The sequence below is a fragment of the Azospirillum sp. TSO22-1 genome (assembly GCF_003116015.1).
Classification (GTDB): Bacteria; Pseudomonadota; Alphaproteobacteria; order Azospirillales; family Azospirillaceae; genus Azospirillum.
Genome location: NZ_LGQZ01000075.1, coordinates 17,707 through 35,939 on the forward strand (window position 1 = coordinate 17,707; position 18,233 = coordinate 35,939).

The window sequence follows — 18,233 nt, forward strand, 5'->3', positions numbered from 1 at the left end:
AAGGCTTCGCCCGGAGGGACCTATGCCTATCGTAAAGCGTTCCTCGTCTGAGGTGGACCTGTCCGGCATCGACTGGTCGAAGGTGGACGCAACCACGCCGGACGACATCGCGCGCCAGATCACCGACGACCCGGATACCGCGCCGGATCTCTCCGCTGTTCCCTCTGCCGAGGTTCGTCGCATTCACCCACCGGCATCTCCCGCCCGGCTCCGGCATGGGGCGCGCTGACGAACCTGGACACCGCCTTGAGTTTGCTGCGCCGGCTTGATAGGATGGAAGTCCTTCATCGTGCCTGGGGCCGCCGCATGAAACACACCTTCGAATCGCGTTTCGTAGCGTTTCATAGCGTCTCACCCGCCGCGCCATGATGACCTACCTCTGGGTCGCCGTCGGCGGCGCCATCGGGTCGGTCGCCCGCTACTGGGCCTCGGGCGTGGTCGCCAACGCGGTCGGGGCGACGTTCCCGTGGGGGACGCTGGTGATCAACGTCGTCGGCTCCTTCGTCATCGGCTTCACCGCCACGCTGACCGGGCCGGACGGGCGGCTGCTGGTGCCGTCGGACGCGCGGGTGTTCGTCATGGTGGGCATCTGCGGCGGCTTCACCACCTTCTCGTCCTTCAGCCTGCAGACGCTGAACCTCCTGCAGGATGGAGAGTGGGCGCGGGCCGGGGCGAACACCGTCGGGTCGTTCGTGTTGTGCATGCTGGCGGTGTGGGCCGGGCACGTCGCCGCGGCGCTGCTGAACAGGGGGACCTGAGCCATGCCGATGCCGGAAACCGCCACCCTGCTGCGCATCTTCGTCGGCGAACTGGACCGCCACGGCACCTTGCCGCTCTACGAGGCCATCGTCATGGCGGCGCGCGAGGCCGGGCTGGCCGGCGCCACGGTGATCCGCGCGGTGATGGGCTACGGCGCCTCCAGCCGCGTGCACACGGCGAAGATCCTGCGCCTGTCCAACGACCTGCCGTTCATCGTCGAGATCGTCGATTCCGACACGCGCATCCAGGCCTTCCTGCCGACGCTGGAATCCATGATGGGCAGCGGCCTCGTCACGCTGGAGAAGGCGACGGTGATCCGCTACGGCGACCACCGGCCGGCACCGTGATCCCCGCGTTCGACCGCTTCGTCGCCATCGACTGGTCCGGCGCCAAGGGCAGGCGCTACGCCGGCGTCGCCGTCGCCGAGTGCGTTGCCGGCGATGACCCGCCCACGCTCGTCGAGCCGCCCACGGGCTGGTGGTCGCGGCAGGCGGTGTTCGAGTGGCTGCGCGCGGGCCTGGAGCGCGGTCCGGCGCTGGTCGGCATCGACTGCGCCTTCTCGCTGCCCTTCGCCGTCGCCCGCACCTATTTCCCGGCCGAGGCCACCGCCTTCGACCTGTGGGACCTGATCGAGCAGGCCACCGCCGGCCACCCCGACTTCCTCGGCGGCCCCTTCGCCGAGCATCCCGCCTTCGCCGCCGGCTTCTGGACCGGCGGCCGGCAGCCGGCGTGGTACACCGACCCGCACCGCCTGACCGAGCGCGTCTGCCGCGCCGACGGCTACGGTTCGCCGCAGAGCCCGTACAAGCTGATCGGCTCCAAGCAGGTCGGCCGTGGTGCGCTGGCCGGCATCCGCATGCTGCGGGCGCTGCGGGCCACCGACCCGCGCGTCGCCGTCTGGCCCTTCGAGGAGCCGGCGCCGGGCCGGACCGTGTTCGCCGAGATCTACCCGCGCCTGTTCCTCAAGCGCGCCGGCTTCGGCCTGCGCAAGATCCGCGCGCCCGAGGACGTGGACGCCGCGCTCGCCCACCTCAAATCCCGGCCCGCCAAGCTGCCCGCGTCCGTCAGCGACCACGACGCCGACGCGCTGGTCTCCGCCGCCGGGCTGCGCTGGCTGGCGGCGCGGCCGGAGGTGTGGTCGCCCGCGGCGCTGGACGGCACCGCCCGCCGTCAGGAGGGCTGGATCTTCGGCGTCGGGGACCGGGCTAATGCGTCATAGCCAGCACGTCCGCCGTCTCGACGACCCGCGCGTACTCGCCGTCCAGGTTGGCGAGCGACAGCTCGTGCACCTGTTCGGCGGTCCACAGCCGGCCGGTGCGGTCGCGCTTGCCGAAGGTGAAGCACGCATCCGCCACCACCTGCGTGTCGAAGCCCAGGTTGCCGGCCATGCGGGCCGTCGCCTCGACGCTGTTGTTGGTGATCACCCCGGCGATGACCAGTGTCGTGCAGCCGCGCTCGGTCAACCACGCCTCCAGCCCGGTGCCGATGAAGGCGCTGTTGGTGGACTTGCCCACCACCAGCTCGCCGGGGTGGGGCTGCGCCTCGGGCTTGAAGGCGTGGCCGGCGCTGCCGGGGCGGTAGGTGGACTCCGGCTTCGCGGAATCGTGGCGGACGTGCACGACCGGCCGGCCGGTGCCCCGCCACGCGGCCAGCAGCGCCGCGACGTTGCCCTCGGCCTGCGGGTTGTTGCGCGGCCCGTGCACGGCCCAGCGCGGATCGTCGATGGCCTTCTGAAGGTCGATGATCAGCAGGGCGGCATTGGCGGGCAGGGCGGCGGGCAGGGCGGGCACGGTGGTCTCCGGGGTGTGTGGCGGGGCGCATGGTGCCATTGCGCGCCGCGCCCGACCACTCCGCGTGACAACGGCACCCGACTTCTGTCAAATGCGCCCACTTTGCGAGCGGAGCGGCACCATGGCGGTTGAGACACGGACGGTTTCGGCGGACGAGGCGGACATCCGCCTGGACCGCTGGTTCAAGCGGCACTACCCGGACCTCGGGCATGGCCACTTGCAGAAGCTGCTGCGCACCGGACAGGTCCGCGTCGACGGCAAGCGCGCCGACGCCGCCACCCGGCTCGAGGCGGGGCAGGCGATCCGCGTGCCGCCGCTGAACGTCCCGGCCGAGGCCGTCGGCGCCCCGCGCCCCAAGCCGGTCATCAGCGACAAGGAGGTCGCCGCCCTCCAGGCCCGCGTCCTGTTCAAGGACGACGACGTGATCGCCATCGACAAGCCGGCCGGGCTGGCCGTGCAGGGCGGCACCGGCACCTCCAAGCACCTGGATGCCATGCTGGACGCGCTGCGCTTCGGTTCGGCCGAGCGTCCGCGGCTGGTGCACCGGCTCGACAAGGACACCTCGGGCGTTCTGCTGCTGGCGCGCACGGTGTTCGCCGCCAGCCGGCTGGCCGAGACCTTCCGCGGCCGCGACGCCCGCAAGATCTACTGGGCGGCCACGGTGGGCGTGCCGAAGCCCTACCAGGGCAAGATCGACCTCGCCCTGGCCAAGGAGGGCAGCACCCACGGCGAGCGCGTCGCCACCGACGAGGACGAGGGCAAGCGGGCGCTCACCTACTTCTCGGTGCTGGAGAACGCCGGCAAGGAGGCCGCCTTCGTGGCGCTGTGGCCGCGCACCGGCCGCACCCACCAGCTCCGCGTCCACATGGCGGCCATCGGCACGCCGATCCTCGGCGACGGCAAGTACGGCGGGCAGGGCGCCTTCCTGCCCGGCGCCGAGGTGCCGAAGAAGCTGCACCTGCACGCCCGCCGCCTGATCATCCCGCACCCGCGCGGCGGCAAGCCGATCGACGTCACCGCGCCGCTGCCCGAGCACATGCAGGCGACGTGGAAGTACCTGGGCTTCAGCGGCAACCTGAAGGGCGACCCGTTCGCCGAGGTCGATTAACCTTGAGAGCGCCGTTGCCGCACCCCACCTGTCACCCCGCATGACCGGCCCCCTTCGCCTCGCCCTGTTCGACTGCGACGGCACGCTCGTCGACAGCCAGCACGCCATCGTCGAGTCGATGGCGGAGGCTTGGCGCGCCCACGGCCTGGGCGAGCCCGACCCGAACGCGGTGCGCCGCGTCGTCGGCCTGTCGCTGGTGCCGGCGGTGGCGGCGCTGCTGCCGGGCTCAAGCGACGACCTGCACGTCGCCGTCGCCGAATCCTACCGGGACGCCTTCGCCGCCCGCCGCCAGCGCGGCGTGCTGGAGGAGCCGCTGTTCCCCGGCATAGCCGAGACGCTGGACGCGCTGGAGGCGGCCGGCATGCTGCTCGGCGTCGCCACGGGGAAGTCGATGCGCGGCCTGCGCTCGGTGCTGGAGCGGCACGGGCTGACGCACCGCTTCGTCACGCTGCAGACCGCCGACACCGGCCCCGGCAAGCCGCACCCCGACATGGTGCACCGCGCGCTGGCCGAGACCGGCGTGGGCCCGGCAGCGACGGTGATGATCGGCGACACCACCTACGACATCCAGATGGCGCGCAACGCCCGCATCGCGTCGGTCGGCGTGTCCTGGGGCTATCACGAGGTGCCGGAGCTTCGGGCGGCCGGCGCCGACTGCATCGTCGATGACGGGGCGCAGGTCGCCGCGGCGGTGCTCGATCTTCTGGAAGGCAAGCGATGAAGCGTTTCTACAAGGCGGTGAGCGTCGCGGCGGTGGGCGGCGGCTGGGAGGTGCGGCTGGACGGCCGCTCGGTGCGCAGCCCGGCCAAGGCGCCGCTGGTGTTCCGCAGCGAACCCCTCGCCCAGGCCGTGGCCGGCGAGTGGGAGGCGCAGGGCGAGCAGATCGACGCGCACTCCATGCCGATGATGCAGCTGGCCAGCACCGCGGTGGACGTGGTGGCGAAGAATCGCGCGGCCATCGTCGAGGGCGTGGCGAAGTACGCCGAGACCGACCTGCTGTGCTACCGCGCCGAACACCCGCGCGAGCTGGTGGACCGGCAGGCCCGCCTGTGGCAGCCGATCCTCGACTGGGCGACGCTGCGCTACGACGCGCCGCTGCACGTGCACACCGGTCTGATGCCCAAGCCCCAGCCCGAGGATGCCACCCGCGCGCTGCGCAGCGCCGTGGACGCGTACGACGACTGGGTGCTCAGCGCCCTGCAGGACGCCACCGCCGCCTGCGGCTCGCTGGTGCTGGCGCTGGCCCTGATCGAGCGCCGCATCGATGCGACCGAGGCATTTGAGGCCTCCCAGGTGGACGAGACCTGGCAGATCGAGCAGTGGGGCGAGGACGCCGAGAGCATCAAGCGCCGCGCAGCGCTCAGGGCGGACATCGAGGCCTCGCGGCGGTTCGTGGATCTGCTGGCGGGGTAGGGGCGCGGAGGATCAGGGCTGCTTGGTTGTGGGCAACTGGCGCTTCAGCATTTCCAAATTTCGTTGGACCAATTCGGTGTTGGGGTGATTGCTGCCAAAAAATGCGAGAAGGATGCGCAGGGCGCGCTCTAGGCAGGCGTGTGCGTCGTTGATGAGGCCTTGCGCTGCAAGCACAGCACCGAGATTGTAGACTTGGTTGGCGACGTCAGGATGGTCCGGGCCATAGGCTGCCTCGCCAATGCGCAGGGCACGCTCTAGGCAGGTGCGTGCGCCATCGAGGTCACCTTGCTCTTGAAGCACAGCGCCAAGATTGTTGACGTCGTTGGCGACGTTAGGATGGTCCGGGCCATAGGCTGCCTCGTCAATGCACAGGGCACGCTCTAGGCAGGCGCGTGCGCCATCGAGGTCACCTTGCTCTCGAAGCACAGTGCCGAGATTGTTGACCCGAATGGCGACGTTCGGATGGTCCGGGGCATGGGTGGACTCGTCAATGCGCAGGGCACGCTCGTAGCAGGCGCGTGCGCCATCAAGATCGCCTTGCTCTTGAAGCACATCGCCAAGATTGTTGACGTCGGTGGCGACTTCGGGGTGATCCGGGCCATAGGCTGCCTCGTCAATGCGCAGGGCGCGCTCGAAGCAGGCGCGTGCACCATCGAGGTCACCTTGCTCTCGAAGCACAGCGCCAAGATTGTTGACCCGAATGGCGATGGTCGGATGGTCCGGGGCATGGGTGGACTCGTCAATGCGCAGGGCACGCTCGTAGCAGGCGTGGGCCGCCGAAAATTCGGCACGAGCGCGCAGATAGACACCAAGTTGGTTGAGAAGACGTGTCGCAGATCTCGCTTCTGCCGTGCTGTCTTTTAGACCGGCCAGCAGCGCTTCCGCGTGGGGTCGCAAGCGGGCGCAATGCGACCAAGTGCGGACATCGTTGGATTCGTGGGGAAACGCGGCATTCGTCAAGCGAATGGCAGCGTTTGTCCATTGTGCGTTGTCTTCGGATCCACTCCTTGCAACACGCTGGACGAGGCGGTGGACGAACAGGGCGTCTTCCGTAGCCCGGATCAACGAATAGCGCTGGAGAGCGGCGACGGCGTCGTTGAACATGAGCTGATCGGCGAGCGCGTCGAGTGGCGGGGCCAATTCACTGCCGTGCTCCAGGAACAGGGAGCGGGGGATGTCGTCGGGCGCGAAGACCGCCAGCAGGCGCATCAGGTCGCCAGCCGCGGCGCAGGCGCGCTCGGCGGCCTGCAAGGAAACGTTCCAGGTTGTTAGCAGAGGGGCAGGGTAGTCTCTCGGTGGGGAGCGCCCGGCGAGCGCGGTGAAGCGCTCCTGGAACAGGTGCCGGTAAGCGGCGAAGCCGATGCCCGACGCCTTGACGTAGGCGGCCGCCTGTTCGAGGGCGAGCGGCAGGCCGTCGAGGTCGCGCGCCAACGCCTCCGCCTCCGCACGGTTGCCCTGCCCGACGCGGGCGAGCAGGAAGTCGGCCGACTCCGGAACCGGCCACCGGTCGAGCGGCAGTGGCTTCGCGAAGCGGTCCCACTCGGGCGAGCGCGAGGTGATGATGACGTGCCCCGCCGGGCACCGCGGCAGGTGCCGCGAGAGCGACGGCATATCCTCGGCGTTGTCGAGGATGAGCAGCCAGTCCGACTCGCGTTCCAGCCAGTTGCGCACGGCCGCCCTTATCTCGGCCGTGTCCCGCGCCGCCGCCTCGGGCAGCCGCAGGGCCTTGGCCAACTCCGTGTAGGCTAGGTCGAGTCCGGCTTCAGTTTCCGCCTCCGCCCACCAGACGACACGATACTTGTCCTGGTTCCGGTGGGCATAGTGGAGCGCCGCCTGTGTCTTACCGACACCGCCCATGCCATGCGTTACCGCAGTGGTTCCGTCCTTGATCAGCGCTTCGGCGATGCAGTCGAGGATGCCGTGTGGATCTTGAAAGTATGGGTTTTCCGGCCAGGGAAGATTGTTGAGTGCTGCGCCCAGCGTATCAGCCCGGGCTTCGCGCTTCGCCTTGAATTGGATCTCCAGCGCGTCCATGTGCCGGCGTATTCCGGCGGCGACCTGCGCGTACGCTTCGTCCCGATTGCGCCAATTGTTAATGGGCCTACCGTCCTCCGGGAATGCCTTGAGCTTGCCAAAGATATCGGCATACCAGTTATCGACCGGGCGGACGATGACTGGAATGACGCAAGCCTCACCAGAATCGTGCCGTCGCATTGCCTCCTTCAGTTCGGTGCAGTAGCAGTAATCGGACGCGTAGAAATGCTGGCTGATCAACAGGACGATGACGTCTGCGGTCGTTAATTGCCGCTTCACCTCATCGTCGATGACCTCCCCGGCCAGGATCTTGCGGTCGGTCCAAACATCGAGGCCACGCATCCTGCGCAGCGGAGCCAAGTGAGCATCAAGGCTATCCCGAAACCTGCTGTCCTTGTGTGAATACGAAATGAAGACCTTCATGCCACACCCCCAAGAACCATGGGGCTATTGTGCCAGATGGTGCGGCTGTCTTCAACTTGGCGCTGTGCCGGCGTCAAGTCATTCACTATGGACGAAAAAAGAACCCCCGCAGGGATGGCTGCGGGGGTTCCTTCCGTGCGAAGCGCGTTATTGCTTCGGCTGGCTGGTACCGCTTGGCGGGGTCGCCGGGCTGGTCACGCCGGTGGTGGAACGGTCGGCCGGCGCCGTCGTGGCGCCGCTGCGCGTCGCGTCGCGGTTGCGGTTCAGCGACGTCATGCGGTCGTCGTACTTGAACTCGGACATGGCCTTGACGTCGTCGCGACCCAACGTCGCCACGTGCAGCCGGTTGTCGGCGTCGTTCCACTTGGCCTGGTTGAAGTCGATGGCGACCTTCTTCTCGCCGATGCCGAGGAAGCCGCCGGACGACACGACGAGCTGCTTGGCCTGGCCGGACGCCGGGTCGAGGATGATGTCATCGACCTCGCCGATCTTCTCGTCGTTCTTGCCGTAGACGTTCTTGCCCAGCAACTTCTCGGCGCTGGCGAGGACGGCGGGGCTGGCGCTGGTGGCCGAGGTGGCGGCCGTGCTGTCGGTCCGCTGCATCGCCGGCGAGTTGGTCGTCGTGCCGCCGCTGCCGGTCGAGCCGCCGGCGGTCGTGCCGGTGCTGGACTGGGCGAACGCCGCGCCGGTCATCAGCGCCAGCATCGAAACGGCCGCGATCAGTGTCTTGCGCATGGTTCTCTCTCCTCCTGCATGGTTCACTCGTCCATGGCAGCCCTAACAACACCGGAGGGAGCGGAATAGTCCCACGCTCAAGGATATCTTTCGGGGCACCCCTCGGTCAAAAGTATGGTTCCGATACCGATATTCATGAAGGGGTGTGTGGTGTGACCATGGTATCGCCGGACTGGAATGCGATTTGTTCTTTTGCGGCGCGGTCCAAATCTTCCAGGCGCAGCATGGCGAGCGCCCGATTCTGCAATCCACTTCGCATTTCGCCGACCTCCTGGTCGCCCAGGCGGACCGGCGTGCCGGGGGCGGGCAGGGGGCCGTCCAGCGTGACCGGCACCAGCTTCTTCTTGATCAGCGCGCGGTAGCGGGTGCGCGCCGTCAGCTCCTGGCCCATGTAGCAGCCCTTGTCCCAGGAGATGGCGTTGAAGACGTCCAGGTTGTTCTCCAGCGGGATCGCCTTCTCCACCTCCAGGTCGCGGCTGCCGTCCGGGATGCCCAGCTCCAGGCGCCGCGAGTCCCACGCCTCGAACGGCAGGCGGCCGAGTCCCAGCGCCGCGAGGTCGGTCCCGGCCGGCAGGATGGCGCGGGCGCCCAGATCCGCCGTGCGCGGGTCGGTGAAGGCGACACCGCCGGCGAACGCCCCCGCGGCACCCGGCTCGGCCGGCAGGCCGGCCCTGGCCAGCGCGTCCGGACCGACCAGTGCCACCACCATCCGCTCCGCCGTGCGGTCCTCCAGCGCGATCTTGGAGCGCAGCTTGTACATCCGCAGCCGCTTCAGCAGATCGTCGCGCCGCGCCGCTTCGACCTCCAGCAGCAGCGCGTCGCCCTCGGCGGCGACCATGAAATCGTGCAGGTACTTGCCCTGCGGCGTCAGGAACAGGCTGTAGACGGCGCGTTCCGGCGTCACCGCCTGCATGTCGTTGGACACCAGTCCCTGCAGGAACGCCACGCGGTCCTCGCCCGTCACCGCCAGCACGCCGCGCTGTTCCAGAACCACGTATCCGGTCGTCTCGGCCATTCCGTCCTCCGTGTCAGGCCTCAAACTTGGCGGCACGGGGGCCGCTGAGCAAGAGCCTCGCAACACCGGTCGTACCATCGGCGCTCAGCGGGAGTTGACGGCAGGGCGTCGGCCCGGCTTAGTGTGTCCTTGGCGCGTGCGCGCCCGCCAGACCGTTCCGGAACCGACACCCTTGGCCTCACCGACGCCCCGCCTCGACCTTCGCGGCATCACGAAGCGTTTTCCCGGCTGCCTCGCCAACGACCATGTCGACCTGGCGCTGCTGCCCGGCGAGATCCACGCGCTGCTCGGCGAGAACGGCGCCGGCAAGTCGACGCTGGTGAAGATCATCTACGGCGTCCAGCACGCCGACTCCGGCACCCTGCACTGGGAAGGGCGGGAGGTCACCATCTCCGATCCGCACGCCGCCCGCCGGCTCGGCATCGGCATGGTGTTCCAGCACTTCTCGCTGTTCGACACGCTGACGGTGGCGGAGAACATCGCGCTCGGCATCGAGGACAAGGCGACCTCGCTGAAGGACCTGTCGGTGCGGATCCGCGCGGTGTCCGAGCGCTACGGCCTCGCCCTCGACCCGGACCGCCACGTCTTCGACCTGTCGGTCGGCGAGCGCCAGCGGGTGGAGATCGTGCGCTGCCTGCTGCAGGATCCGCGCCTGCTGATCATGGACGAGCCGACCTCGGTGCTCACCCCGCAGGAGGTCGGGCGGCTGTTCGAGACGCTGCGCCGGCTGGCGGCCGAGGGCTGCACCATCCTCTACATCTCGCACAAGCTGGAGGAGATCCGCGCGCTGTGCGACCGCGCCACGGTGCTGCGCGGCGGCAAGGTGGTGGCGACCTGCGACCCGCGCAAGGAAACCGCCCGCAGCCTCGCCGAGATGATGATCGGCACCTCGCTGTCGACGCCGGAGCGCGCCGCCGCCGCGGTCACCGGCGCGCCGCGGCTGGAGGTGCGTCACCTCTCCACCACCACGGACGTGCCCTTCGCCACCGAGCTGAAGGACGTCTCGCTGGAGGTGCGCGCCGGCGAGATCCTGGGCATCGCCGGCGTTGCCGGCAACGGGCAGGCCGAGCTGATGGCGGCGCTGAGCGGCGAGACGCTGATCGGCGACGAGACCGCGGTGCTGATCGAGGGCCGCCCGGTCGGCCACCTCGGCCCCCGCGCGCGGCGCGAGCTGGGCCTCGCCTTCGTGCCGGAGGAGCGGCTGGGCCGTGGCGCCGTGCCGGAGCTGAGCCTGTCGGAGAACGCGCTGCTGTCCGGCTACGCCCGCGAGCCGCTGGTGCGCAGCGGCATCGTGCATTTCGGCCGGGCCCGCTCCTACGCCGAACGGATCATCGACCTGTTCAACGTGGTCACGCACGGGCACAAGGCCGAGGCGCGCTCGCTGTCCGGCGGCAATCTGCAGAAGTTCATCATCGGCCGCGAGATCCTGCAGAGGCCGAAGCTGCTGATCGTCGGCCAGCCGACCTGGGGCGTGGACGCGGGCGCCGCGGCGGCGATCCATCAGGCGCTGATCGATCTGGCGCGCGGCGGCACCGCAGTGCTGGTCATCAGCCAGGACCTGGACGAGCTGTTCGTGCTGTGCGACCGCATCTCGGTGCTGTTCCACGGCCGGCTGTCGCCGTCCACCCCGTCGCACCAGACGACGGTGGAGCAGATCGGCCTGCTGATGGGCGGCCTGTTCGGCGGCAGCGGGGAAGACGAGGGGGAGATCGGGCGTGTGGCGTAGCGTTTCCGCGGAGACCCGCGCATGAGCCTCCTCCGTCTCGAACCCCGCGGACAGGCGTCGCGGGCGATGGTGTACCTCACCCCCGTCCTGGCGGTGGCGCTGACGCTGGCCAGCGGGTTCCTGCTGTTCCTGGCGCTCGGCTTCGACCCGGTGAAGGCGCTGCATGCCTTCTTCATCCAGCCGATCTCGACCGCGCGCGGCCTGGGCGAGCTGATCGTCAAGGCGACGCCGCTGGTGCTGATCGGCGTCGGGCTGGCCATCGGCTTCCGCGCCAACGTCTGGAACATCGGCGCCGAGGGGCAGCTGACGCTGGGCGCCATCGTCGGCGGCGGCATCGGGCTGGCGTTCTACGGTGACGGCGGCTGGTGGGTGCTGCCGCTGATGGTCCTCGGCGGCGTGGCCGGCGGCATGCTGTGGGCGGCGATCCCGGCGTGGCTGAAGCTGCGCTTCAACGCCAGCGAGATCCTGACCAGCCTGATGCTGACCTACGTGGCGCTCCTGCTGCTCAACTACCTGATCAACGGGCCGTACCGCGACCCGGAGGGCTTCGCCTTCCCCGAATCGCGGATGTTCGAGCCGGACGCCACCCTGCCGCACCTGATCCAGGGCACGCGCGTGCACCTCGGCTCGCTGTTCGCGCTGCTGGCGGTGGCCGGCGGCTGGGTGCTGATGAGCCGCACCTTCATCGGCTTCCAGATCCGCGTCATCGGCCTGACCCCGGCGGCGGCGGGCTACGCCGGCTTCAACGAGAAGCGCATCGTCTGGCTGACGCTGCTGCTGTCCGGCGGGCTGGCCGGCTTGGCCGGGCTGGGCGAGGTGGCGGGGCCGATCGGGCAGATCACGCCGTCGATCTCGCCGGGCTATGGCTTCACGGCGATCATCGTCGCCTTCCTCGGCCGGCTGCACCCGGTAGGCATCCTGCTGGCCGGGCTGCTGATGGCGCTGTCCTTCATCGGCGGCGAGGCAGCGCAGATCGCGCTCGGCCTGCCCAAGGCGATCACCGGGGTGTTCCAGGGCATGCTGCTGTTCTTCCTGCTCGCCTGCGATGTGCTGATCCGCTACCGCGTCCGCCTCGGCGCCCGGAGGGTGGCGGCATGAGCGAGGTCGTCGTGTTCCTCGGCCCGGTGCTGGCGGCCATGCTGACCGCCGCGACGCCGCTGCTGTTCGCGGCGCTGGGCGAGCTGGTGGTGGAGAAGTCCGGCGTGCTGAACCTCGGCGTCGAGGGGATGATGCTGGCCGGCGCGGTGATCGGCTTCATGGTGGCGGCGAGCACCGGCAGCTCGACGCTCGGCTTCGTCGCCGCGGCGGTGGCGGGGCTGGCCATGGGGGCGCTGTTCGGCGTGCTGACGCTGGGGCTGCTGGCCAACCAGGTGGCGACCGGTCTGGCGCTGACGCTGTTCGGAGTCGGCCTGTCGGCCCTGGTCGGGCAGGGCTGGGTCGGCCGTCCCATCCAGGACGTGCCGGAGCTGCGCATCCCCGGCCTCACCGACCTGCCGGTGATCGGCCCGGCGCTGTTCGGGCAGGACGCGCTGGTCTATCTGGGCCTGGCGATGGTGCCGGCGGTGCACTGGTTCCTGTTCTCGACGCGCGCCGGGCTGGTGCTGCGGGCGGTGGGCGAGAACCACGCGGCGGCGCACGCGCTGGGCTACAAGGTGGTGCGAATCCGCTTCCTGGCGGTGCTGTTCGGCGGCGCCATGAGCGGCATCGCCGGCGCCTACCTGTCGCTCGACTACACGCCGATGTGGGCGGAGAACATGACCGCCGGGCGCGGCTGGATCGCGCTGGCGCTGGTCGTCTTCTCGACCTGGAAGCCGGGGCGGGTGCTGCTCGGCGCGTGGCTGTTCGGCGGCGTCACCATCGCCCAGCTGCACGTGCAGGGACATGGTTTCGCGGTGCCCTCACAACTCTTGTCAATGCTGCCGTATTTGGCGACGATCCTGGTACTTGTGGCGATTTCGCGGGACGTCGCCCGCATCCGGCTGAACGCGCCGGCCTGCCTCGGCAAGGTGTTCCATCCCGACGGTTGAGTGCCGCTTGACGCCCGTTCTGCGCGTTGCAAAAGTGCGCTACGCTGTTTCGTCGATCCAGGTATGGAGCCACCGATGACGCCGGAGCGGGAAGGCGAGCTGTTCGCGTTGCTGAGTGCGCTGACCGAGACGGCGCGCCGCATCGAGAACAAGGTGGACGACCTGGCCCAGCGCGTGTCGCGCGTGGAGGGCTGGATCGAGGAGCAGTCGCAATTCCTTCAGATCGCGCTGGCCGCCCGTCAACCGCGCCGTGCCGGCGGCGCGTGATTCCCGATTCATGCCCAACCAGTCAAATACAGGGAGCTCTCACGTGAACAGACGAACCATGGGCAAGGCCCTCCTCGGCCTCGCGGGCGCCGCGGTGGCGCTGGCGGTCGGTGCCGGCGGGGCGGTGGCGCAGGACAAGCTGAAGGTCGGCTTCGTCTATGTCGGCCCGATCAGCGACCACGGCTATTCCTATCAGCATGACCAGGGCCGCCTGCAGCTCGAGAAGGAGCTGGGCGACAAGGTCACCACCACCTACGTCGAGAACGTGCCGGAAGGCGCCGACGCCGAGCGCGTCATCGACCAGCTGGCCGCCCAGGGCCACAAGCTGATCTTCACCACCTCGTTCGGCTTCATGAACCCGACGCTGAAGGTGGCGCAGCGCTACCCCGACGTGAAGTTCGAGCACGCCACGGGCTACAAGCGCTCGGCCAACCTCGCCACCTACTCGGCGCGCTTCTACGAGGGGCGGACCATCGTCGGCGAGATCGTCGGCAAGATGACGAAGTCCAACGTCATCGGCTACGTCGCGTCCTTCCCGATTCCCGAGGTGGTCAGCGGCATCAACGCCATGACGATCGCCCTGCGCAAGGTCAACCCGAAGGCCGAGGTGCGCGTGGTGTGGGTGAACAGCTGGTACGACCCGCCGAAGGAGGCCGAGGCCGCCAAGGCGCTGATCGACCAGGGCGCCGACGTCATCGTCCAGCACACCGACAGCCCGGCGCCGATCCAGGCCGCCGAGGAGCGCGGCCTGTTCGCCGTCGGCCAGTCGTCCGACATGACCCGCTTCGGCCCGAAGGCGCACCTGACCGCCATCGTCGACGACTGGGGCGGCTATTACGTCGACCGCACCAAGAAGCTGCTGGCCGGCGGCTGGAAGTCGGAGGACACCTGGGGCGGCATCAAGGACGCCATGCTGCACCTCGCCCCGTACAACCCGGCGATCCCGGCGGACGTGGTGGCGACGGCCGACAAGACCAAGGCCGACATCGTGTCCGGCGCGCGCCATCCCTTCGCCGGCCCGATCAAGGACCAGTCCGGCAAGGAGGTGATCCCGGCCGGCAAGAGCGCCACCGACGAGCAGATCCTGAAGATGGACTACTTCGTCGAGGGCGTCGTCGGCAAGCTGCCGAAGTGACGTGACGCAGGGCGGGGCCCCGTCCCCGCCCTCATGTCGCCCGCCGGTCAGCCCGGCGGGTTGCGGCCGAGGACGCGCCAGCCCTCGTCGCCCATGCGCAGCACCTCGGGGCCCGAGCCGGCGGGGTTGGGTTCCAGCTTGACCAGCTCGCGGTCCTCCAGCCACGCCCAGCGCGGCACCTCGGCGGTGGTCGGCAGCCAGCCCCCGGCGATGCGCTCCAGCACCGCGCGGTCGCCGCCGTCCACCTTGAACTTCGCCTTGGGGATGGCCGTTTTGGCGGGATCGGCGAGCGCGGGAGCGTCGCCGCCGGCGCGGGCGCGGATCCATTCCGTCTGGTAGGCGCGCAGGCCCTGCTCCAGCTCGCTCAGCACCGGCTGGACCGGGCAGCGCAGGTAGGTCTCCAGCAGCGCGCGGAGCGCGTCCTTGGGGTCGGACATCGTCGTCAACTCCCGGAACGAAGAAATCGTGGGGCGCCCACCCTACGGCGCCGCGCCGCGGGCGTTCAAGCCCCCTACAACCACCCGATCCGCTTGAAGCGCCAGTACAGCACCCCGCACACGGTGACGATCGCCGTCAGCGCCATCGGGTAGCCGTAGGTCCACTCCAGCTCCGGCATGGTCTTGAAGTTCATGCCGTAGATGCCGGCCACCGCGGTCGGCACCGCCAGGATGGCGGCCCAGGCCGCCAGCTTGCGCGTCACGTCGTTCTGCCGCGCCGAGGCGAGCATCATGCTGGCCTCGAAGGCGAAGGACAGCAGCTCGCGCAAGGATACCACCGCTTCGTTCGCCCGGATCACGTGGTCGTAGACGTCGCGGAAATAGGGGTGCATCTCCTCGTCGATCATCGGCAGCGGGAAGCGCTCCAGGCGCGAGCACACCTCCGTCAGCGGCGAGGCGGCGCGGCGCAGCCGCTCCAGGTCGCGGCGGACGTGGGCGATGCGCTCCACCTCCGCCGGGGTCGGCGGGCGGTGCAGCAGCTTCTGCTCCATCCGCCCCACGTCGGCCTCCAGCGCGTCGAGCACCGGGAAATAGCAGTCCACCACATAGTCCATGACGGCGTAGAGCACGAAGTCCACGCCGTGGCGCAGCAGGTCCGGCGCGCTCTCGGCGCGGGTGCGGACCGGGGAATAGGTGGCCGACGCGCCGTGCCGCACCGTCACCACGTAGTTGCGCCCGGCGAAGACGTGCGTCTCGCCGAAATGGATGCGCCCGTCGGTCAGCCGCGCGGTGCGCAGCACCAGGAACAGCGCGTCGCCGTACACCTCGATCTTCGGGCGCTGGTGGGCGTGCAGCGCGTCCTCCAGCGCCAGATCGTGCAGGGCGAACTGCTCCTGCACGCGGCGCAGCAGCGCCTCGTCCGGCTCCAGCAGGCCGACCCACACGAAGTGGCCCTCGCGCGCCGCCCAGGCCCCGGCCTCCTCGACCGGCACGTCGGCGACGCGGCGGCCCTCGTGGTAGGCGGCGGACGCGACAACCTGGCTCATGCGTTTCCTCCGGTCCCAGAAATCTGCTAGGAGCCTAGACGCGCCGCCCGCCCCCTGTCGAGGCGGCGGCGGAGAGGGAAGGGCATTGGCATGGTGCGGATCAGCGTCTGGCTGCTGGGGATCGCCGTGGTGGCGGGGCTGGCGTACGCCCTGGTGCTCGGTGGCGGCGACGCCGACCTGCGCCCGGACCCCGACAACGCGCCGCTGGTGGCGCTGGGCAAGCTGACCTACGCGCAGCACTGCGCGTCGTGCCACGGCGCCGGCCTGGAGGGCCAGCCGAACTGGCGCGAGCGCCGGCCGGACGGCCGCCTGCCGGCCCCGCCGCACGACGCCGAGGGGCACACCTGGCACCACGCCGACGAGCAACTCCTCGCCATGGTGCGCGAGGGCATGGCGCCCTTCGCCCCGGCCGGCTACGTCAGCGACATGCCGGGGTTCAAGGGCGTGCTGAGCGAGCGCGAGATCGTTGCCGTGCTGGCCTACATCAAGAGCACCTGGCCGCCCGCCGCGCGCGAGCGGCAGGCGCGCGCCTCCGCGCAGGCGAAGCGCTGACGCGACGAAGGCGCGGATTTCCTGTTCTTCGCCCGAGGGGCCGGCGCAAGCGGTGCAATTCCGCCCGCTCGACCGGCCGGGGAAGGACGGGGACGCCATGCATCGTTCGCTGATCGCCGGACTGTCCCTGCTGGTGCTGGCCGCCGCGGCCGGCTGCGCGCAGGACAACTCCATGCCCACCACCAACGCCGGAAGCGCCGGATTCGGCCGCACCGACGCGGCCTGCCCGCCGGGCAACGTGAGCCCGGAGTGCACGAGCTCCAGCCGTCTCGGCCCCTCCGGCACCGGCCGGGCGGACCGCGGCGACGCGACCATGTACGGAACCAGCGACAACCCCGCCTTCGGCGTGCAGCCGTAGAATCGCCGCAACGGGAACCGACCCCCGAAACGGTTCGGCCCCGCCGGCGTTCCTGATGACGCCGGCGGGGCCGATGAGCGGTCATGGTCCCTCTGTGCTGCCCCGGACAACAGGGGACGGGGCGGGTGGTTCCCGCGCAGACGGGTTAGAGGTTCAGCCGGTCGGCGTAGCGCTCCTGCATGGCGGCCAGCACGCCGGGCGTGACGTAGCGGCCGACCACCTTCTCCCACCCGGCGTGCCCGACCAGCCCGCGCACGAAGCTGGAGCTAATCTCGCGCAGCTCGCGCGGCGGCATCAGCGCGACGGTCAGCATGTCCGGCGCCAGGTCGCCGTTCACGTGGCGCATGGTCATCTCGTAGGTGAAGTCCGACTCGTTGCGGATGCCGCGCAGCAGGATGTCGGCGCCGCGCGTGCGGGCGAAGTCCACCAGGAACACCCGCTCGAAGCTGTCCACCTCGATCCGGCCGTCCAGCCCGGCCTCGGCGATGCTGGTGCGGGTCAGCTCCAGGCGCTGCTCCAGCGGGAAGGTGGGCGTCTTGCCGGGGTTGTGGCCGATGCCGACGATGACGCGGTCGAACAGCCGCGCCCCCTGCTGGATCATCCACAGGTGCCCGCGGGTGATCGGGTCGAGGCTGGCGGCGTAGATGGCGGTGGCCATGGCAAGGGGCTCCGGAACGTCTGCCCTCAGGTGATAACACGGAAATGCCGACGGAAGAACGCGCCCGGCGCGAACGGACGGGGTCGCTTTCCGGCCGGCCCGCCGCGCCCCAGTTCAAGAAAAGGATCCCATCCCATCTTCCTTGAACTGGTGGAGGGCGCTTCATGTTCGATCCCGGGGACCTCGGCCGCATCACCGCCGACGAGCAGGCGGATGCGCTGCGCACGCTGATCGCGGTCTTCGCCACCTCGGTGCAGCGGCCCGGCCAGCCGGCGCGCAACGCCGTCACGGCCGAGATCCTCGACATCCTCGACGAGGTGCCGCCCGACCGCGCGGAGCCGGTGGCCCAGCTGTTCACCATGATGACGATGCGCCTGCGCCGCCGCACCCGGCCGCGCAGCACGATCTTCCGGCAGGCCATCGAGACGGCGCTGCTCGCCCGTGCCTATCATGGGGCGGCGACTCCGGACGGCGAGGTCGCCTACCTCAGGGCCGAGCACCCGACGCTGGCCGACATCGAGTCCGCCTGCGGCGAGCTGATGGAACGCCTGGACGAGGTGCCGGAGGACGAGCGCCGCGCCTGGATCACCGCCGAGGTGATCGCCGCCGCGCTGGTCCACGCCGAGGGCGACCAGCGGCTCGGCGGTCCGGACCGCGACGTCGGCGACCTCGCGGTGGCGGAGTTCCTGCTGAGGGCGGCGGCGCAGTACCTCGCGGCGACGGCGAAGCGGGGGGCGTGACGGGGCCCGC

22 protein-coding genes are annotated in these 18,233 nt (G+C 69.9%); 15 read left to right on the forward strand and 7 right to left on the reverse strand.

Annotated features, from left to right (window positions below; genetic code table 11):
• Positions 1 to 22 precede the first annotated feature (22 nt).
• The 4 genes from TSO221_RS19155 (at position 23) to TSO221_RS19170 (ending at position 1,978) form a co-directional block, all read left to right on the forward strand.
• On the forward strand, positions 23 to 229 hold the full coding sequence (locus TSO221_RS19155) for a hypothetical protein (RefSeq protein ID WP_109120122.1): 207 nt from the start codon (positions 23 to 25) through the stop codon (positions 227 to 229).
• 139 nt (positions 230 to 368) lie between these two features.
• A complete protein-coding gene (gene crcB, locus TSO221_RS19160; RefSeq protein ID WP_109120180.1) occupies positions 369 to 758 on the forward strand; it encodes a fluoride efflux transporter CrcB in 390 nt (129 codons plus the stop codon).
• Positions 759 to 761: 3 nt separating this feature from the next.
• Positions 762 to 1,106 carry a DUF190 domain-containing protein gene (locus TSO221_RS19165; protein ID WP_109120123.1) on the forward strand — a complete coding sequence of 115 codons (345 nt, stop codon included), beginning with the start codon at positions 762 to 764 and terminating at the stop codon, positions 1,104 to 1,106.
• Entirely contained in the window at positions 1,103 to 1,978 is an 876-nt protein-coding gene (locus TSO221_RS19170; RefSeq protein ID WP_109120124.1) for a hypothetical protein, read from the forward strand. The genes TSO221_RS19165 and TSO221_RS19170 overlap by 4 nt, the downstream gene beginning before the upstream one ends.
• On the opposite strand, the gene TSO221_RS19175 is transcribed toward TSO221_RS19170, so the two are convergent.
• Positions 1,965 to 2,549 carry a cysteine hydrolase family protein gene (locus tag TSO221_RS19175; RefSeq protein WP_247878129.1) on the reverse strand — a complete coding sequence of 195 codons (585 nt, stop codon included), beginning with the start codon at positions 2,547 to 2,549 and terminating at the stop codon, positions 1,965 to 1,967. The two genes, TSO221_RS19170 and TSO221_RS19175, sit on opposite strands and share 14 nt — an antisense overlap.
• Positions 2,550 to 2,670: 121 nt before the next feature.
• Between TSO221_RS19175 and TSO221_RS19180 the strand changes: the two genes are divergently transcribed.
• From TSO221_RS19180 to TSO221_RS19190, 3 genes are read left to right on the forward strand one after another with little or no spacing between them, the layout of a single operon-like run.
• Positions 2,671 to 3,657 (forward strand): RluA family pseudouridine synthase, encoded by a 987-nt coding sequence (locus TSO221_RS19180; protein ID WP_199229535.1) that lies wholly within the window; start codon positions 2,671 to 2,673, stop codon positions 3,655 to 3,657.
• A gap of 40 nt (positions 3,658 to 3,697) precedes the next feature.
• Entirely contained in the window at positions 3,698 to 4,378 is a 681-nt protein-coding gene (locus TSO221_RS19185) for an HAD-IA family hydrolase (protein WP_109120127.1), read from the forward strand.
• On the forward strand, positions 4,375 to 5,070 hold the full coding sequence (locus TSO221_RS19190) for an ATP12 family protein (RefSeq protein WP_109120128.1): 696 nt from the start codon (positions 4,375 to 4,377) through the stop codon (positions 5,068 to 5,070). The genes TSO221_RS19185 and TSO221_RS19190 overlap by 4 nt, the downstream gene beginning before the upstream one ends.
• Positions 5,071 to 5,082: 12 nt before the next feature.
• Here TSO221_RS19190 and TSO221_RS19195 read toward each other — a convergent pair whose 3' ends face one another.
• From TSO221_RS19195 to TSO221_RS19205, 3 genes are all read right to left on the reverse strand, one after another.
• A complete protein-coding gene (locus TSO221_RS19195; RefSeq protein WP_109120129.1) occupies positions 5,083 to 7,527 on the reverse strand; it encodes a tetratricopeptide repeat protein in 2,445 nt (814 codons plus the stop codon).
• A gap of 147 nt (positions 7,528 to 7,674) precedes the next feature.
• On the reverse strand, positions 7,675 to 8,262 hold the full coding sequence (locus TSO221_RS19200) for a PRC-barrel domain-containing protein (RefSeq protein WP_109120130.1): 588 nt from the start codon (positions 8,260 to 8,262) through the stop codon (positions 7,675 to 7,677).
• Between the two features lie 133 nt (positions 8,263 to 8,395).
• Positions 8,396 to 9,277: a folate-binding protein YgfZ gene (locus TSO221_RS19205; protein ID WP_109120131.1), complete on the reverse strand. Its 882-nt coding sequence runs from the start codon at positions 9,275 to 9,277 to the stop codon at positions 8,396 to 8,398.
• Between the two features lie 172 nt (positions 9,278 to 9,449).
• Here TSO221_RS19205 and TSO221_RS19210 point away from each other — a divergent pair, with 172 nt between their 5' ends.
• The 5 genes from TSO221_RS19210 (at position 9,450) to TSO221_RS19230 (ending at position 14,432) form a co-directional block, all read left to right on the forward strand.
• Positions 9,450 to 11,003 carry an ABC transporter ATP-binding protein gene (locus TSO221_RS19210; RefSeq protein WP_109120132.1) on the forward strand — a complete coding sequence of 518 codons (1,554 nt, stop codon included), beginning with the start codon at positions 9,450 to 9,452 and terminating at the stop codon, positions 11,001 to 11,003.
• Positions 11,004 to 11,024: 21 nt separating this feature from the next.
• A complete protein-coding gene (locus TSO221_RS19215; protein ID WP_109120133.1) occupies positions 11,025 to 12,101 on the forward strand; it encodes an ABC transporter permease in 1,077 nt (358 codons plus the stop codon).
• Positions 12,098 to 13,030, forward strand: a complete 933-nt coding sequence (locus tag TSO221_RS19220) for an ABC transporter permease (RefSeq protein WP_109120134.1) — start codon at positions 12,098 to 12,100, stop codon at positions 13,028 to 13,030. The genes TSO221_RS19215 and TSO221_RS19220 overlap by 4 nt, the downstream gene beginning before the upstream one ends.
• Positions 13,031 to 13,093: 63 nt before the next feature.
• Complete coding sequence (locus tag TSO221_RS19225; RefSeq protein WP_146208852.1) at positions 13,094 to 13,297, forward strand: hypothetical protein; 204 nt, start codon at positions 13,094 to 13,096, stop codon at positions 13,295 to 13,297.
• A 58-nt stretch (positions 13,298 to 13,355) separates the two neighbouring features.
• Positions 13,356 to 14,432, forward strand: a complete 1,077-nt coding sequence (locus TSO221_RS19230) for a BMP family ABC transporter substrate-binding protein (RefSeq protein WP_109120136.1) — start codon at positions 13,356 to 13,358, stop codon at positions 14,430 to 14,432.
• Between the two features lie 47 nt (positions 14,433 to 14,479).
• Here TSO221_RS19230 and TSO221_RS19235 read toward each other — a convergent pair whose 3' ends face one another.
• Both TSO221_RS19235 and corA read right to left on the reverse strand, forming a co-directional pair.
• Positions 14,480 to 14,869: a hypothetical protein gene (locus TSO221_RS19235; RefSeq protein WP_109120137.1), complete on the reverse strand. Its 390-nt coding sequence runs from the start codon at positions 14,867 to 14,869 to the stop codon at positions 14,480 to 14,482.
• 74 nt (positions 14,870 to 14,943) lie between these two features.
• Positions 14,944 to 15,915: a magnesium/cobalt transporter CorA gene (corA, locus tag TSO221_RS19240; RefSeq protein WP_109120138.1), complete on the reverse strand. Its 972-nt coding sequence runs from the start codon at positions 15,913 to 15,915 to the stop codon at positions 14,944 to 14,946.
• A 90-nt stretch (positions 15,916 to 16,005) separates the two neighbouring features.
• Here corA and TSO221_RS19245 point away from each other — a divergent pair, with 90 nt between their 5' ends.
• Entirely contained in the window at positions 16,006 to 16,467 is a 462-nt protein-coding gene (locus TSO221_RS19245) for a cytochrome c (RefSeq protein ID WP_109120139.1), read from the forward strand.
• A 97-nt stretch (positions 16,468 to 16,564) separates the two neighbouring features.
• Positions 16,565 to 16,825, forward strand: a complete 261-nt coding sequence (locus TSO221_RS19250; protein ID WP_109120140.1) for a hypothetical protein — start codon at positions 16,565 to 16,567, stop codon at positions 16,823 to 16,825.
• A gap of 145 nt (positions 16,826 to 16,970) precedes the next feature.
• On the opposite strand, the gene coaD is transcribed toward TSO221_RS19250, so the two are convergent.
• Complete coding sequence (gene coaD / locus TSO221_RS19255; RefSeq protein WP_109120141.1) at positions 16,971 to 17,483, reverse strand: pantetheine-phosphate adenylyltransferase; 513 nt, start codon at positions 17,481 to 17,483, stop codon at positions 16,971 to 16,973.
• A 164-nt stretch (positions 17,484 to 17,647) separates the two neighbouring features.
• On the opposite strand from coaD, the gene TSO221_RS19260 reads away from it, so the two are divergent.
• Complete coding sequence (locus TSO221_RS19260; protein ID WP_109120142.1) at positions 17,648 to 18,223, forward strand: hypothetical protein; 576 nt, start codon at positions 17,648 to 17,650, stop codon at positions 18,221 to 18,223.
• The last annotated feature ends 10 nt before the right edge of the window (positions 18,224 to 18,233 follow it).